General features: G+C 65.9%; 12 protein-coding genes. 8 read left to right on the top strand and 4 right to left on the bottom strand.

Features of this window, described 5'->3' with window-relative positions; all coding sequences use genetic code 11:
- Window positions 1-29: 29 nt before the first annotated feature.
- Entirely contained in the window at window positions 30-2,936 is a 2,907-nt protein-coding gene (locus tag AC5ZH6_RS28255) for a helicase associated domain-containing protein (RefSeq protein ID WP_496169619.1), read from the bottom strand.
- 289 nt (window positions 2,937-3,225) lie between these two features.
- Window positions 3,226-5,154, bottom strand: coding sequence for a DEAD/DEAH box helicase family protein (locus AC5ZH6_RS28250; RefSeq protein ID WP_496169618.1), 1,929 nt, complete (start codon window positions 5,152-5,154; stop codon window positions 3,226-3,228).
- On the opposite strand from AC5ZH6_RS28250, the gene AC5ZH6_RS28245 reads away from it, so the two are divergent.
- From AC5ZH6_RS28245 to AC5ZH6_RS28210, 8 genes are all read left to right on the top strand, one after another.
- Window positions 5,064-6,605, top strand: a complete 1,542-nt coding sequence (locus tag AC5ZH6_RS28245) for a type I-E CRISPR-associated protein Cse1/CasA (RefSeq protein ID WP_496169673.1) — start codon at window positions 5,064-5,066, stop codon at window positions 6,603-6,605. The genes AC5ZH6_RS28250 and AC5ZH6_RS28245 overlap by 91 nt on opposite strands.
- Window positions 6,602-7,183 (top strand): type I-E CRISPR-associated protein Cse2/CasB, encoded by a 582-nt coding sequence (gene casB, locus AC5ZH6_RS28240; protein WP_496169617.1) that lies wholly within the window; start codon window positions 6,602-6,604, stop codon window positions 7,181-7,183. Before AC5ZH6_RS28245 ends, casB begins: the two co-directional genes overlap by 4 nt.
- A gap of 6 nt (window positions 7,184-7,189) precedes the next feature.
- Window positions 7,190-8,332 (top strand): type I-E CRISPR-associated protein Cas7/Cse4/CasC, encoded by a 1,143-nt coding sequence (gene cas7e, locus AC5ZH6_RS28235; RefSeq protein ID WP_496169616.1) that lies wholly within the window; start codon window positions 7,190-7,192, stop codon window positions 8,330-8,332.
- The gene (gene cas5, locus AC5ZH6_RS28230; RefSeq protein ID WP_496169614.1) at window positions 8,329-9,174 is read left to right on the top strand and encodes a CRISPR-associated protein Cas5; all 846 of its coding nucleotides are present in this window, start codon (window positions 8,329-8,331) and stop codon (window positions 9,172-9,174) included. Before cas7e ends, cas5 begins: the two co-directional genes overlap by 4 nt.
- Window positions 9,171-9,965, top strand: a complete 795-nt coding sequence (locus AC5ZH6_RS28225) for a type I-E CRISPR-associated protein Cas6/Cse3/CasE (protein WP_496169612.1) — start codon at window positions 9,171-9,173, stop codon at window positions 9,963-9,965. The genes cas5 and AC5ZH6_RS28225 overlap by 4 nt, the downstream gene beginning before the upstream one ends.
- A 254-nt stretch (window positions 9,966-10,219) precedes the next feature.
- Window positions 10,220-10,408: a type I-E CRISPR-associated endoribonuclease Cas2 gene (locus tag AC5ZH6_RS28220; RefSeq protein WP_496169610.1), complete on the top strand. Its 189-nt coding sequence runs from the start codon at window positions 10,220-10,222 to the stop codon at window positions 10,406-10,408.
- A gap of 2,395 nt (window positions 10,409-12,803) precedes the next feature.
- A complete protein-coding gene (locus AC5ZH6_RS28215; protein WP_496169609.1) occupies window positions 12,804-13,469 on the top strand; it encodes a hypothetical protein in 666 nt (221 codons plus the stop codon).
- A gap of 4 nt (window positions 13,470-13,473) precedes the next feature.
- A complete protein-coding gene (locus tag AC5ZH6_RS28210) occupies window positions 13,474-14,505 on the top strand; it encodes a nucleotidyl transferase AbiEii/AbiGii toxin family protein (RefSeq protein WP_496169607.1) in 1,032 nt (343 codons plus the stop codon).
- A 503-nt stretch (window positions 14,506-15,008) separates the two neighbouring features.
- On the opposite strand, the gene AC5ZH6_RS28205 is transcribed toward AC5ZH6_RS28210, so the two are convergent.
- Window positions 15,009-15,356, bottom strand: a complete 348-nt coding sequence (locus AC5ZH6_RS28205; protein WP_496169606.1) for a hypothetical protein — start codon at window positions 15,354-15,356, stop codon at window positions 15,009-15,011.
- A gap of 115 nt (window positions 15,357-15,471) precedes the next feature.
- Window positions 15,472-16,083, bottom strand: a complete 612-nt coding sequence (locus AC5ZH6_RS28200) for a hypothetical protein (RefSeq protein WP_496169604.1) — start codon at window positions 16,081-16,083, stop codon at window positions 15,472-15,474.
- Window positions 16,084-16,175 lie beyond the last annotated feature (92 nt).

Here is a 16,175-nt window from a genome sequence, read left to right as displayed (position 1 = left end):
ACCACCCCGGCGAGGTGCTGGCAGAGGGATCACGCGACTTGCTCCGGGCGGTGACGGCCGCCGTCGGCGCCGTGGTCGGCGAGGATCTGCTCGAGGGGAGGCAGCGGTGTCCGTGCTGTTCTGGCCGGTGGGGTTCGCCGGCCAAGACGACGATCGAGATCTGCGACCTTGCGGGCGTTGTCCTGGGTGACTGTCGTCCGCTTCAGCTGGATTGATCCGCCCAAACCGAGTTCCCGCGCAATCCACGATTTCGGCCAGCCGCGCGCGACCATGTCGTCGAGCAACTGCCATGTGGCGGTGGCATCCACTCGGCTGCCGGGCTGTCCGTGATCGCGGACCGCAGCGGGTGTGGTGCGGCGGATGATCCGTTCGGTGCCGGGAAGTATCCTTCGGGTGTCGCCCGAATGGATGTTGTTGAGGGTCTTCACGTTCAGCCGTGTTGCACGCGCAATGCCCTTCATCGCCGCGCCGTTGTTGAGGAGCAGCCCGATATGGCGGCGGGCTGCGTCGGCGTCGACGAGGTCAGTGGTGGGCAGCCCGGCGGAGGCCAGGCGCGTCCTGCGGCGGTGATCGGCGAGGTTGGCTGCGCAGCACTCCTCGCATTTACATCCGGCCGCATAGCCGGCGCGGGTGCCGTGACGATCGGCGGGAATGTCGGCGCGCACATGCTCGGGCGCGGGGATCTCCCACACCCAGCCGGGGACTTGCTCGAGCAGAGCCACCCGATGGGCGTCGAGTGTGCCGGCGCGACGGAAGTGGCGACAGTTACGGGCCCACACGTAGAGCGGAATAGTGATGTCACTCAGTTCCTCGTGGTGCTCGTACGGGATACGACAATGCCCTTCCCGGGTAACGAACTGGTGCAACGCTTCCAGCGACAGCATCCATTTCACATTCGTCGCGCACCATTGGAACCGTCCGGAACCGTGCCGTGGGGTGAGCACCTCAAGCTCATGCAACAGCGGGAGCGGTAGACGCCCGGTGACTTTCGCGCGACGGACCTGGTTGACCCACTTGCCGAGCGGGAAGTCGTCTTCGACGCACCCGTGCGGCGGGTTGGCGTGCCTCTTCCACGCCACGTACTCGCCGAGCAAATCCAGCCCCTGAGCGTCGCGGCCGGCGATCTCCTGTTTCCGCCAGACCGGGGTGTTCGTGAGAAGTTCGTGTTGCCAGTCCTGCAGCGATCGTGCGCGCACGCCGATACGTTGCGCGGCCAGCCAGTGGCCGACAGTGGTGATCCCCTCCCGCGAAGACGGTTGGTGCAGTGCGATTTCCATGATGGCGGGGTTGTGTACGTCCTGCGGAGATGACGTCGCTGACCGAACCTCGAGTAGCTGCTGGCGCCACTTGTGCTTACGCAGATCCCACACCCAGCCCGGCAACGAACTGAGCTTACTGTACTTCGCGGGGTCGAGCATCCCGGTGCGCTGCAGGCTACGTTGACGTTCCGCCCACTCACCAAGACGTGACCCGCGGCCCGGATTCGCATGCCCTCGGATGTCGGCGAACGCGACCAGCTCCCCGAAGAACTGTTCCCAGTCGCGGAAACCGAAGTCCACTGCGCGCACCGCGAGTTGAGCGAGCTCGGCCGGCTGCGGCACCCGAAACTCGACGCGGCCCTCAGCTGCGGAGCAGCGGCGCCCACGCTGGACACCGTCCGCCGCAGAGCGAAGATCGGAGACGATGGTGTCGTCAAGAGTGCGTAACGCCCGCAACGTCTTCCACACCTGCCGATACCGTGTCGCCGACAGCGCGGTATCCACGTCGAGACTGTCCGGCACGCACACCGGCAGCAGGACCAGCCCGACGTTCTTGCCGGGAGACCTACGCAAGGCGCGGCCCACCGCCTGCACCGCTGACACCTCCGACGACTTGGGGTCGGCGAACAACACCGCATCAACAGCGGGAATGTTGACGCCTTCGGCCAAACACTGCGCCGACGACACCACCACCACCTCACCGTCCGAGCAGCAGGTGAGGTGGCCGAGGATGCGGGCGCGGGTCGCTGCGTCGTCGTCGGCTGACACCGTGTACGCGCGGACCGTCCGGCCGTCTGATAGCTGTGTGCCATCCACGGCGTGGGCGAACGCCCGAGCCTTGGCGACCCGCCCATGGAATGTGAGGATCCGCGACAGCCCCTCCGGCGCCGCGACCATCAGCGCCCCAACCGGATCGGGGACGGTCGCCGACCCCGGCGCCTGGTAGACGATGACCCGAAAATCGGTGAGCAGATCCTGGCGGATCGCCTCAGCGAACCCCAGCCGGTACACGATCGGACCGAACAGATCCGGGTCGTCCATCGACACCAGGTCGGCGTCGGACAGTGAGACGGGGGTGGCGGTCATGAACACCCGAACCCCGACCGGCAGCACGGTGTCATCGAGAGCGGTGCGGAACGCTGCACTGACGTTCCCGGCAAGATGGTGGGCTTCGTCGGCGATCATCACTTCGAATCCGCTGCCCGCGATGTCGCACGCCTGCGCCACCACCGGCAGCGAATGGTAGGTCGACAACACCACGGTCTGCGCGCCGTCGGTGGGATGGGTGAGCCATGTGGCGAGACGGGCCGGGTCAGTACTGACCGGCGTGTTGTGCCGGTCCCACGCTGCGGCGTCGACCGCGCCACCACCGCCGGAGATCTCCGCGCGCCCCTCCGCAGTGGACGGGTCACTGCAGGTGATGAACGACCGAAACGGAATCCCCGCACCAGCCCATTCGTCTATCGTCTGCGCCACCAGCGCCAACGACGGCACCACCACCAGGGTCGTGCGGCTGTTGAGTCGGTCGGCGATCCATCGACCGAGGAGCGTTTTCCCGGCGCCGGGCGCCAAACACAGCGTGGTGCGGCGTTGCCCGTCGCTGACTGCGGCGCTGACTGCGTCGAGCGCGTCTCGCTGATGTGCGCGGGGAACGATCGTCGCGTGCGGAGGGTTCATCGGGATCTACTCCAAGAACATGGGCGGTCATCTACTGCACGGCAGCCTAATAACCGCATTTCCGCTGCCGCCGAAGTGAAGACAGTCCACTGCCTCCCGTCACCGCGGCTGCGGCGAAGCACATCACCGGCAGAGACTACGCGGCTTCCACACGCCGTCGGAGCGGCGCGGACAGATGCTGCAGCACCCGATCTACCGGCTGGTGGGTAGCACTTCGGGCTCGCGACGATTCGTCAGACTGGACCGCGAACTGTACGCCGAGAGGCGACGTTGGCGGCAAGGTCCAGCCTCAGCGCCGCCGCCGGGGGATAACGGTGACCTGGGATAGACGTTCTCGTTGTTCGTCGGTGAGGGTTGAGGGCTTTGTTGCCTTGGTGTGCAGCCATTTGCCGATCGGAGCGTCCTGACCGGTGGCCGGGTCGCGTGTCTGTTCCCATTCGTGGACGGTTTTGATGCCGGTGGCGGCGGTGTGCGCCGTGATCAACGCGATCCAGTCGTCGGCGGTGCGGGTAGGGCGAACTCGGCTACTGGCCCAGGTGAATCCGCCGATCCGTTCATAGAGGTCTACGATCCGCGGGGGCAGCCGCCCGGCACGATATGCAGCCTTCACATCGCGAACTCGGCGCCCGAGGGGGTAGCCGTCAGGCGATTGGTAGGCCGGTCGCGGGTTGGAGTGCCCGCCGGGGCTGTTTGCGAAGACCTGCAGCTTCTGTGCGGTGAGGATGTAGTGGCTTGTGGTGCGGCGGACCAGTTTCAAACGGAAATCCTCGGCGCGCACATTGTCGAGGAGGCTGGTGTCGATGGTCACGCGAGTGAGTACGCGTTCGTCGGGTTCATCGTTGGTGTCGATGGTGTTTCGCCACTGCAGTAAAGCGTTGTTGATGTAGTCGTCCTCCTCGGCGAGGGTCGTCAGAACCTGCCACGCGGCCAGGAAGGAGGTTCGGGCGACTTTGACGTCGATGGAGGCGTGGTCGCCGGGCCGTTCGATCACCGGGATGACGATGAGTGCTTTGTGAGAAGGCCCCGAGGGGTGGGGGCGGATCGCGCGACCCACGATCTGCACGATGTCCGGGGTGGAACTGCGGGGCCCCGCGAACATGACGGCGTCCAGTGCGGGGACGTCGACTCCTTCGGCGAACAGCTTGCAGTTCGACACGATGCTGACCCGGTCTGGATCGGCGAGAGCGTTGAGCGCGGCAGTGCGATGGGGTTGGGCGCTTCCGCCGTCGACGTGGTCGATGCGGAGCTGTCGGCTGGTCCCGCTGGCGACGGCCCGCATCTGCCGGCACCACTGCCAGGAGTCGGCGATAGTGTTGTGGAACACCAGGATCGACCGAAGAGAGGGATGTTTGTCGAGGTGGCGCAGTAGGGCTAGCTGGGCGGCGGCGCCGAGTGCATCAATGTTGTCGCCCCGGGCGTGGGCGGCGGAGACAGCGTCGGCGGCGGCGTGGTCTGCGATGGCGACGACAGCGATCTGATAGTCGGAGAGGTAGCCGGCTTCGATCGCGGCCCGGAAACTCATCGGTGCCACCTGCGGGCCATAGGTGTCGACGTCATCCATCGACGCCACCGTGTATTCGGTGGTGTCTGCGGTGTCGTCGAACTCGGCGGGCGGCTGCACAATCCGGGTGGTGGCGGTCATGAACAGTCGCCGAGTAGCGGGGAACAGAGTGTTGTGCAGGGGACGAGCCCATGACTTGGTGATGAATCCCGCTGTGTGGTGCGCCTCGTCGCAGATCAGCAGATCAGCGGCCCTGGTGGCGTGTAAGGCCTCAGCGATGGCCGGTGACGATGCGTAGGTGCCGACAATGACGATCGGGCCAGGGGACCGGATGGCGGCAGCGATGGTTTCCGGTTGTGTGGTTACCGACTCGCCGGCAGCTGTCGCGATCTCCGCTTCGGAGCGGTCATCGTCGACGCCCTCGAGAGACTCGAGGGTCGGCGGTATGGCGTCGGCTGACAGCCGTGCGGGTGAACACACCGCCAGGAACCGGGTTTGCACCCCGCCGGCCGAGAGTCGGTCAACGGTCTGTGACAGTAGGTGCACAGTGGGGACGAGCATGACGGTCAGTGGGGGAGTTCGGGAAGTGATGAGTGCTGCCGCGACCACCGTTTTACCCGTACCGCATGGTAGGACGAGTGTTTGGCGGGTATGGCCGTCGTCCCAGAGTTGCTGTAGTTGGTCCAGTGCGATCTGCTGGTAGTCACGCAGGGTCACGGCCGGTCCGTCCGATGGCGACACGGCACCCCTTTCCGGCGTTCATGCGCAAGAATCTGAACTACTTGCGTTCCCATCACACATTACCTTACGATTCTTGCATGAACCTCACCGCTGACCCGTGGATCCCGGTCGTCACCGTCGACGGTCACCGAGAACTGGGGCTGCGTGAAGTATTTGCTTCAGCAGACCGTATCGCCGGGGTCTGCTCCGGCGACAGCATCATCGACGCTGCATTGATGCGGCTGTTAATGGCGATTGACGCAGCTGCCACAGCAGCGGGCAGCCCAACCGCAGAATGGGTAGGTGATCATCGGGAGCGGTTCGAACTGTTCGATGAGCGCCGCCCGTTTTGGCAGAACCCGAACATGAGCCAACTCTGGGAAGTGAAAGGCGCCGCGATTGCGGCCTCAACACTGGTCCGCCCCAACAGTTCACCGCAAAGCATGGTCCACTCGATGGAGTCAGCGATGGGTGAAGCGTTTGGCACGACCCTGACGCCGGCGCAGGCCGCCAGGTGCTTGGTGATGCGGCAGCAATTCTCCACTGGCGGAATTCAGCCCGGAATCCCGAAAGCAGCGTACGGCAGCACCTCGGCCAAGGCCGCGATCGCGAACATAGCACCGTTCGTGTGGGTGCAGGCACCCACACTGCACGACACCCTGACCGCCAACCGGATTCACGAGGTCCGGGGCACATTCCATTTCAGCTGGCCAGACGAGGCCTCCCCATTCCAAGAAGCCGCCGCCGACGGCGTCATCGACATGCTGACCTGGCCGGCGCGCGCCATGCTGCTCCACCGCAACCCCGACGGCATGGTCGACACCTACTTGTGCACGGACGGACTCCGGTGCACCACGAAACTCACTGCAGAGCACCTGCCCTACACCACATTCGAACAGGCGAAACGGGACAGCCCGTGGACCGCGCGAGGAATCTCCTACCAGCGACCCGGGTGGCGGCAACTCCTCGACGCCTACGCCGCCGGCTCCCCCGGCGTGATCGAGGAGGCCGCGCTGCGCAGACCAGTCCCCCCAGACAGCTGCCTGCGAATCATCGGCCTCTCCTCCTTCCAAGCTCGAGTCGACGGACACGTCGACGACACCATTCCGATCCCCACCATCGCCCGCAGCGACGCGGCCGCACTATCAGCGGCCGTCGTCGACGCATTCAAAACCGCAGGATCCGCGGTCGGATCCGCCGCAGCAACACTGGGATTCGGGAAGGAATGGTCCGACAGACGACGCCCCACCGCCACCACCGGCATCGCCGACTGTGCACGTCCCATCGTCTGCGCGGCGCTCGTTGGCGACATCGCAGTCGCCGACGCGATCACCCAGATTGCCGCGATCGGACAACGCGCCGCGCAGAGTGTTGTTGCCGACCTCACTCCCACCTACCCGGCAGCGGCTGGGAAACTCGCCGCCCGCAGCCACAAAGGAACACCATGACCGCAGCCAACCCCACCGCCGAACGCACCCCCGACGAACAGTTCATCACCCGGCTCGCCGCCATGCACCACTCCCGCGACCGGGCACTGACCGGACTGCGCACCTGGGAACCCGGGCGCGTGTCACCACAGCAACTCGTCGACGTCGCACGGGCAACCGAAGGCCTCGACTTCGATGACTACGAGACACGGGCTGCCGTTGGGCATCTGTTCGCAGTGTGGCATGCCGGCAAATCAGGAGTGACGTACGGCTATCCAGGCACCACTATCGGGAATGCGCTACGCACGCTCGGATCGTCCGGACAGGGATACGGGCCCCGCAACCCGGCCGTCGAACGGATACTGACATCGGTGGTCACCGCCACCACCTTCGGTGACCTCCTCGCCGCCCTCAGCCACGCCACGAAACTCCTCAAACCCGCATCGGCGCCACCCCATTGGGAAACACTCCTGACCGACATCCGCGCCTGGCGGCAGCCGGCCACACGCAATCTCACCCGGCTCGCGTGGTCCCAAGCCTTCTACACCAGCCCGCCGAAAAAGACCGCGCCCCAACCTTCCCGAACGAAAGCGAAGTAGCCACTCATGACCGTCACCGCCGCCCGCGCCCCATTCCTGTCACTGCACGCCCTGCAAGCGTTGCCGCCGTCACTGGTCAACCGTGACAACACCAACTCCGCCAAGTCGATCATCTTCGGCGACGTTCGCCGTGTCCGCGTGTCGTCGCAAGCATGGAAACGTGCCACGGTTCTGCACATGCGGCGCAACGCGATCGGCGCCGCAGCCTACGCGCTGCGCACCACCCGCTTCCCCGCCCTGACCGCCGACGCCCTCACCGCCGACCACAACCGAGACCACAACACTGCTCTGGCGAAGGCGGCAGCCGTGTTCTCCGCGCTCGGACTCAAAGCCAAACCGAACGGCAACACCGCCGTCGCCGTATACGCCAGCAACGAACTCCCCACCCGGGTAGCGCAAGCCATCAACGCACACTGGGACGCGATCGGCGACTCCACCGATCTCGACGACCCCACCAGCGAAGCCGCCACCAAACAGGTGGTCCCCGACCATGTCATCGCCGCAGCGCGCGCAGCTCTCGACGTCGATAAAACAATCGACCTGGCATTGACCGGACGCATGCTGGCCGAGATCGCCGGCACCAACGTCGACGGGGCACTCAACGTCGGTCACGCATTCTCCGTCCACGCCGCCAGCGTCGAATCGGACTTCTTCACCGCAGTCGATGACGCGGCACCAGCAGACGAGCCTGTGTCATCCAACCTCGGCGACACCGACCTCACCGCGCCCGTCCTGTACCGTGCAGCATCCATCGACCGCCGGCTGCTCCGCACCAACCTTTCGGCCGCAGCAGATCCCGATACCCTGGCCGCCGCTGCAGAGGAATCGTGGCTGCGCGCATTCACCGAATCAGTACCCGCCGCCAAGAACACCTCCACGAACTCCCATACCTTGCCCAGCATCATTTTGGCTGTGGCTGGTTCGTCCCCCCAGTCGTTGGCGAACGCGTTCGTCACGCCCGTCGCGGGTGACACGATCCTCAACGATGCGACCAGTAATCTCCTCGCGCTCGCTCAACGACACCGCGGGATTCGTCCCGACGATCAGCTCACCGCGCTCGTTGTCGATCCCGCACTCGACGACCTCGTCGCCGCCGCCGGGATCACCACGGTGACGACGCTGGACGACTTCGTGCAGGCCATCCAATGACGACAACCGTCATGATCCGGCTGGCCGGACCCATGCAGTCCTGGGGCCATCTACCCCGAGAATCGCAGGTCCGCCCCACTCAAGATCACCCCACCAAACGTGGTGTCATTGGGCTGATCGCCAACATCCTCGGCCGGGACCGCTCCGACGACATCCGGGACCTGGCCGGCCTTCGCTTCGGGGTGCGTGCCGATCGGCCAGGGATCATCGACAGCGACTACCAGACCGCCGGAGGCGGTCACATGATGTGGCTGCCAGAGGAAATCATGGCCAACCCGAAATGGCGAAATGCCGCGGCGAAAAGTGATCCGACAAGTCACAGCTTTCCCGCGACCTACGCCCCAGCACGCAACATCAGCCGCGACAACGACGGTAACTATGTAGGCGCGCCGAACAATTCGTCTCTCACAGCAGTTCAGTACATCGCCGACGCCGTCTTCACCGCCGCACTCAGCGGCGACGACTTGCTGGTCACCCAAATCGGGCATGCCCTGCAACATCCTGCCCGCACACCATTCTTGGGACGTGCCGCGTACTTGCCTTCAGAACCGCTCTACCTCGGTCTCGACGCCCACACCGACCCTGGCGCCGCGCTCAAGGACTGGCCTCTACATGAACGCAGCAACGGTGACGTGCACCTGTGGTGGGAAGTGCCGCCACTGACACCGGGATCAACGATCATCGCCGATCAACCCGTCAGCTACGCCACACGCGATGTCGTCGGGCGAGCCGACCTGCATGCCACACTGGCCGCAGCAGCCGGCGACACCGCCCCTGCAGGAACCGAACTCCACACCGAGAGCGAACATTCCGACAACGACTTGGCGGACTTCTTCTCATGACCTCATCAAATGCCACCGCGCTCCGAACCCCCACCCTCTACCGCAGCGTCCTCCAACTCGATCCCACCCACCCCGCCATCAGCGGTGCGCTCGCCGACGTCCACTGGCTACACCGACACATCATGTCCGCATGGGCCGGTTACACCGAAACCCACGACTTTTTCACCGGCACCCACACCGGGCACCCCAACCACCGGGAATCGCTGGGCATATTGTTCGCCGTGTCACGGCCCCGCCCCGCAGGCGACATCATCATCCTCACCCAAGCCCACCGGCCCCCGGACTGGAAACGCGCCGCCGCCACAGCCGCCGACACCGCAGCCGTGATTGCGGAACGCCGCAACAGCACCCCGTACGTGTGGACCGACGCCCTGCTGACCGCACCCGTCGACACAGTGCGCACAATCGAACCTGCCAACACCCGTATCGTGTTCGAACTACGCGGCGCCCCCACGAAAAAACACGGGTCCACCCGCCGCAATATCAGCGGCCATCACGCAGATAACTGGGCTGTACGGCGACTCCAAGCTGCAGGACTGACCCTTCACGCAAACAGCGACCCGCACACGCCCACCCTCACCGGAACTCTGCCTGTCACACTGCGGTCGGCTACAAAGACCGAACGAACCCGTACCCAACAAAAGCACGGCGGCTCCTTCCGGCTCGACACCCTACGGTGGCAGGGAATCGCCACAGTCACCGATATTGCCGCCTACACCGAAGCGGTCGCCAACGGGATCGGCCCAGGCAAACCGTACGGCTGCGGGCTTCTCCTGACGAAACCTCACTAGCGCGCTAGCACTAGCTTGCTGCCGCGGCTGCAGCTCCGATTACCTGAGAGCCGTTTCGGTTGCGTTCCTTGACAACTCCACAGAGACCTCACCCACCTCCACCCCGATCCTCGGGTGGGCCGAGCGCGGGTACACGCGGGTACTACCGCACCGCAGACGTCAGCTACATCGACGACCTGAAACTCTTTGATTGATCCGGACGGATCTGTACCCGCCAGAACCAACTGGTCCGAAGCCATCACTGACTAACAGCTATGGCTCTCACCATCATTCACATCGTGAACAAGCCAGCGGCCCGCGGCTGGCTTCAACGTTGGTGCGTCGACATCGGCGGCGGAATTCTCGTTGCTGACGTGTCAGCACGTGTCCGCGATGAACTGCTAACCGACGCCAATGCCCCACAAGGAGGGGCGACATCAACAAATCAGACACCGTCCCAGTGAAAGAGCATAACGGCGTGATCCTCACAATTGCTGACAACGATCGCGATTAGGTAACAACATGCCGACAGAGGCCGGCCGGTCCTGTGCTCTCCGCGTGCGCGGGGATCGCTCGACAGACGGTCGTATCGCCGGACTGTCCTGGATGGGGTGCCCTCCGCGTGCGCGGGGATCACTCGGCCAAGCCGGGCGACGATGCTCGGAGCTGATCGTGCTCCCCGTGTGCGCAGGGATCGCTCAGAGAAGGAGACCCGGAATGTCCGGTGACGTTTGTGCTCCCCGCGTGCGCGGGGATCGCTCGATGACGACCCGTATCGGGATGCGGATGTGAGATGTGCTCCCTCTCGTGCGCGGGATCGTTCGTCGAGCTGCCAGCTGTGGTCACGGTCAGTATCGTGCCCCCGTGTGCGCGGGGATCGCTCGACCGCCGTGCCGGTGATCAACGAGGACATGCAGGTGCTTCCCCGCGTGGGCGGGGATCGCTCTCAGCTGCAGTAGCCGCCGCCCCGATATGCCTTGTCGTGCTCCGCGCGTGTACGCGGGGATCGCTCGTTACGCGATGGCTCCTACTGCAGCGGTTCGATGTGTTCCCCGCGTGCGCGGGGATCGCTCGTAACGGTCACCCCGCGGGCATGGGAGGCTCTCGCGCTCCCCGCGTGCGCGGGATCGCTCGAGAACCCAACTGCCCCAGCCCATCCGCCGTCGGTGCTCCCCGCCTGCGCGGGGATCGTTCGGTCACCATGTCTCGGAGCGACCCACGTACCGGGGTGTCCCCGCGTGCGCGGGGATCGCTCGTCCCCCGTCTGGAGCTGTGTGGGGCGTGTTCCGTGCTCCCCGCGTGCATGGGGATCGTTCGGTGTGGTGCGGTGCGGATCCGATCGCGCTGGCGTGCTCCCCGCGTGCGCGGGGATCGCTCTGTCAACGACAACGGTTCTCAGGAAGCGATGGTGTGCCCCCCGCGCGCGCGGGGATCGCTCGTCACCGTCGCATCGCTCATCCGTGCTCTCCATGTGCTCCCCACCCGAGCGGGGATCGCTCGGCCGGCACTTCCGGCCGCGACGGGGAGTTGGGTGTGCCCTCCTGCGCGGGGATCGCTCGCTACCACCAGGACTGGCACACAGGCATCGCCAGTGCTCCCCGCCTGCGCGGGGATCGCTCGATGGACCTTACTGGGCTGACCCGCCCATTCCTGCGCTCCCCGCCTGCGCGGGGATCGCTCGAAGGGCGACATCGTCGTCAGCCTAAAAGATCTGTCCTCCCCGCCTGCGCGGGGATCGCTCGAAGGGCGACATCGTCGTCAGCCTAAAAGATCTGTCCTCCCCGCGTGCTCGGGGATCGCTCAAGAACGGCGAACATGAGCGTGGTCAGTGGTGGTCCTCCCCGCGTGCGCGGGGATCGCTCTGAGCATGCCCAGCCGTCGACGGTCAGGTGGAGGTGCTCCCCGCGTGGGCGGGGATCGCTCTCAGCTGCAGCAGCCGCCGCCTCGATATGCCTTGTCGTGCCCCGCGCGTGTACGCGGGGATGGCTCGATTCCCCAGGCGGCCAGGTCGGCTGGCGATGCGTGCTCCCCGCGTGCGCGGGGATCGCTCGAACATCGCCGTCACGAGCGGTGCAGCCACCCGTGCTCCCCGCCTGCGCGGGGATCGCTCGAGAACGGCGAACATGAGCGTGGTGAGTGGTGAGTGCTCCCCGTTTGCGTGGGGATTGCTCCGAAGCGCAGAACGAGGCCTCCTCGCCGCGGTGTGGCTCCCCGCGTACACGGGGATCGCTCGGCCCGCAACGTGATCGAGCAGGTGCGGGAATGGTGCTCCCCGCGTGCGCGGGATCGCTCGTCCGGCATGTACGAAGTCGTGATCCGCCCCGAATGTTCCCCGCGTGCGCGGGGATCGCTCTGTACAGCCCGCAGAGCAGGATGATGTTTGGACGTGCCCCCGCCTGCGCGGGGATCGCTCGTACATTAGCCGCGTTTCGGCTCGCCGGGGATGTGCTCCCCGCCTGCGCGGGGATCGCTCGGTGCTGGCGATCGTCGCACTGCTGACGGGCTGGTGCTCCCCGCCTGCGCGGGGATCGCTCGTCCAACGACAACGCACATATCGAACGGTGGTGGGTGCTCCCCGTCTGCGCGGGGGATCGCTCGTAACAACCGCCTGGGCCAAATCGGGTCGCAATGTGCTCCCCGCGTGCGCGGGGATCGCTCCGTAATGTGTGAGTGGTGCGCGAGTAGTTCGTGCTTTGCCCTGATGCTGGTTTTGGCGTCGGGGACTGGTTGCTCGTGGCCGCCGCGGCTGGCCGCGTCTCGACGCACCGCGAGTGGAGCTGGGTAACCCCGGAATGGCACCGTTCAGTCTGCTGTTGGCTGTTCCGCTGTGGTTGGTGATGTGCCGATATGATAGGCACCATGACGATCTCGCTGCGGTGGCGCGAGCTGCGCAGGTTAGCGAGCTTGCAGGGCCACCTCGTCACTGGCCAGCAGTGCGCTGCGGCCGGTGTTGATGCTGCGATGATCGCTGCGGCGGTCGATGATGGAACGCTCTGGGCGGTGCGGCCGACGGTGTGGGCGTTCACCAGCGAGGACAAGCACCTGTTCGAGGATTGGTTGGCTGACTGGTTGATGCTGGACCCGGTCCGTGACCCGACCGAGCGCCTCCGCCGACCGGTCGCTGTCATGACCGGTGAGGCTGCGGCGATGGTCCGAGAGCTCGGCACAGTCACCGCCTACCGCACCACCTTCCTCGGGCAGATCGGCGAGGACGGTGTGGTCGGTGACAGGGTTCACCTCGAGCCCGCATCACCGTCCGCCTTGGAGGGGGACTGGACGATCGTCGACGGTATGCCGGTCGCTACACCGAGCCGCATCCTTCGTGATCTCGCGGCCGATGGGATCGACGGCTCTCACCTGGGCACCGTGATTGACGACATCGCCTTCACCGGGCAGATGACTCTCGACGAGATCGGCGACGTTCTCGACCCCTACCTGCAACGGTGGGACTACACACGCGGCATGACCACCCGCGACGCATTGGAAACACTGATCGACGCCAGCACCGGCCCGGCAGCAGTGTAAAGCGGTGTGCAAGAGCGCGAACGAACCGGGCGGCCCACATCGCTGCTCAGCTGACCTGCGTAAAGCGCTGCTGCATGCCGAGAATCGATACGGCGACGCCCACCGAGAGGTCGACGCATTGCGTGCTGAACTAGCCGACGCGGGACGCACCTACAGCGACGACAGCGCGTTCCGGATGGCGTTGAACGCCCGAATCCGAGCAGTCGCCCAGCGGACCGGCGAACCTCATGCGGCGATCGCCCAACGGTTCGCGAGGCACCAGTTCCTGGCCCGGCTCGGCGACCTACACGCCGGCCGGTTCGTGGTCACCGGTGGGACAGCACTACAAATGCGCACCGACCAGGCCCGCACCACCGGAGACGCCGACCTTGCCGCCCGCGACGCCGCCGACACCATTCACGCCACGCTCGAGTCCGCCGCCGCCCGCCGGCCCGGCGAGCGAGGCGAGTTCTCCCTGAAAGTTGTCCGCCGCACCACCGACGGCTTGAAGTATTCGCTGACCTACAAGATTGGTGGGACACGTTTCGCCACAATCGGTCTCGACGTGACAACCGATCGATTGTTGCCTGGCAGCACCGAAGTCATGACGCCTGAGCCAGTGGTCGACATCGACGACGTTGCGCGCTCGGTGCCCCTCGAGGTGTACCCCGTCGCCGACCACGTCGCCGACAAAGTCGGAGCGATGTACGAAAAGCACGGTCACGACGGTGACAGCCCGTCATCGCGCGCTCACGATCTCGCCGACCTCGCCATCATCGCCCGAACCTGCCCAGTCGACGGCGACGAACTCAGCGAACGGATCTCTGCGGAGGCCGCCCGCCGACACGCGACCGTGCCGAACCCGCTGACTATCCCCTCCGAGTCCTGGCACACCAGGTACGCCGACAAGGTCAAAGGCCCCAATCTGCCGGCCGAAGCGGCGAACCTCGAGTCGGCGTTGGAGACGGCAAACCGGTTCCTGCGACCCGTGCTGGACGGCGCAGCCCGCGGGCATCGTTGGGATCCGGACCGCCAACTATGGGAACCACGGGGCTGAGCGCGCCGTATCGGCGGCTGGTGCTGCTACTTCGGGTGGTCACCAGTCGGGAACACATACGCTGCCGCACACTCCCACGCCGGCCAGCCTGTCCCAGCCCTCGTGCAACCACGGCACCCATGTGCAGGACACTGCCCGATTGATCGCGACGAGACGTGGGGCGGTCTCGGCCAGCCTGACGACAGTATTCCTACGTGATTTGCCTGTGCCGTCGCGCGCTGCTCGATCGGGCGTGGCAGCAGTTCGTCCGGATGTAGTTCGAAGGGGGAAATTTTTACCCCCTTCGACTACATCCGCCACGACCTCGCAGAGAAAATTCCGCTGACGCGGGCGGAGTGCAGCCACCGAGCGACCTCCGCGCACGTTGGCCGGCGCCAGCGGGCAGCCGTCGCACGACCAACCTGCTGGCGTCGTCTACCGAATGCTCACCGCCGCCAGGCGGAACCGTCCGGCGGGCCTGCCCATCAGGCGCCGCGCCGCACCGGTGCTACTGCCGACGCGGTTTACGCGCGTGCTGCGTCGCGGCTGACGGCGTCGATCGCATAGTCGGGGACGTGCAACCCGGCCTCGGCGAATGCCCGCAAGGCGGTCACGCATTCCGCGGCGGTGGGGTAGCGGTGTTCCTCGCCGGCGTGCTCGGAGTCCAGCACAACCTGGGAGCCTCGATTGCGGGCTTCGTAGTGCGCCAGCAGCTTCGGGGCGAACTCCGGGTCACCTGCCGACGGCATCGGAGGGACCGGATGGTCGGGATCGGCGACGAAGCGGGAGTCGGCAATGTACACCACCCACTGGCCGCTGACATCGAATAGCACGTACACATCGCTGTCCGGGCCGAAGCGCGCATAACTCACAGGTGTGGTCCTCTCCCCGATGGATTCGATTGCCCCACAGTAGTGACGAAGTTTCCGCCTGTCAGACGCCGCACAGCCCGGGCAGGCTGTGCGGCGCCAACACATGGTGGCGGTGCTACACCTCGTCCCAGCCGGAGTTGAACACTGCCGACACTCGGCCGCCAGCGGCGGCGGCGAGGAGGTCGGCGATTCGACGGGCGTGGCCGGTGCTGCCGGCGGTCACGTCGAATCTGAGCTCAATCGTGTACCGTTCGGCGTCGCCGGGTAGCGCGACCGGCTCACTCGTGCGGGCTGAGCGCTCCGCGGCGTTCAGCAACGTCTCCGACGCGAGCGCGGTACGCCACGCGTGCGGCCACGTCAGTGGCTGCCGTCCGGGTGCGTCCGGGGCGTCGGGAGCGCACAGGCGGTGGCGGGCGAACACCCCTTGCCCGGCCTTGCGGTAGTCGAAGACTGTTGCGCAGCCGGTGCATACGAGTTCGATGTAGAACGGGCCGTTGTGATCACGGACGGCCTCGGGGACGCGTGCGTCATCCCGGTCGAGGGCCTCGTCGAGGGCTTCGCCGCTATCGAGGGCTTCCTCGGCTTCCTCGGCGGTGATGAACCACGACGTGGGTCCGTCGACCCGCTCGACGTCGACCGCGTAATCGTTGATCCACTGCTGCAAGCTCACGCGCACCTGCCACTGCGGGACGGCAACGGCGGGGGAAGGGGTGGTCGCGAGAGTCATCGGTATTCCTTTCCGGGGGAGACACATTCACGATAGGGATGCGCTCTTGGGCGTGCGGCAGCAGCAGTCCCGGTATCGGACGGTCAAACAGG

The organism is Gordonia sp. YC-XJ4, from assembly GCF_059511865.1.
The sequence above is the reverse complement of the archived record's forward strand: the minus strand, read 5'-3'. Positions and strand labels throughout refer to the sequence as shown.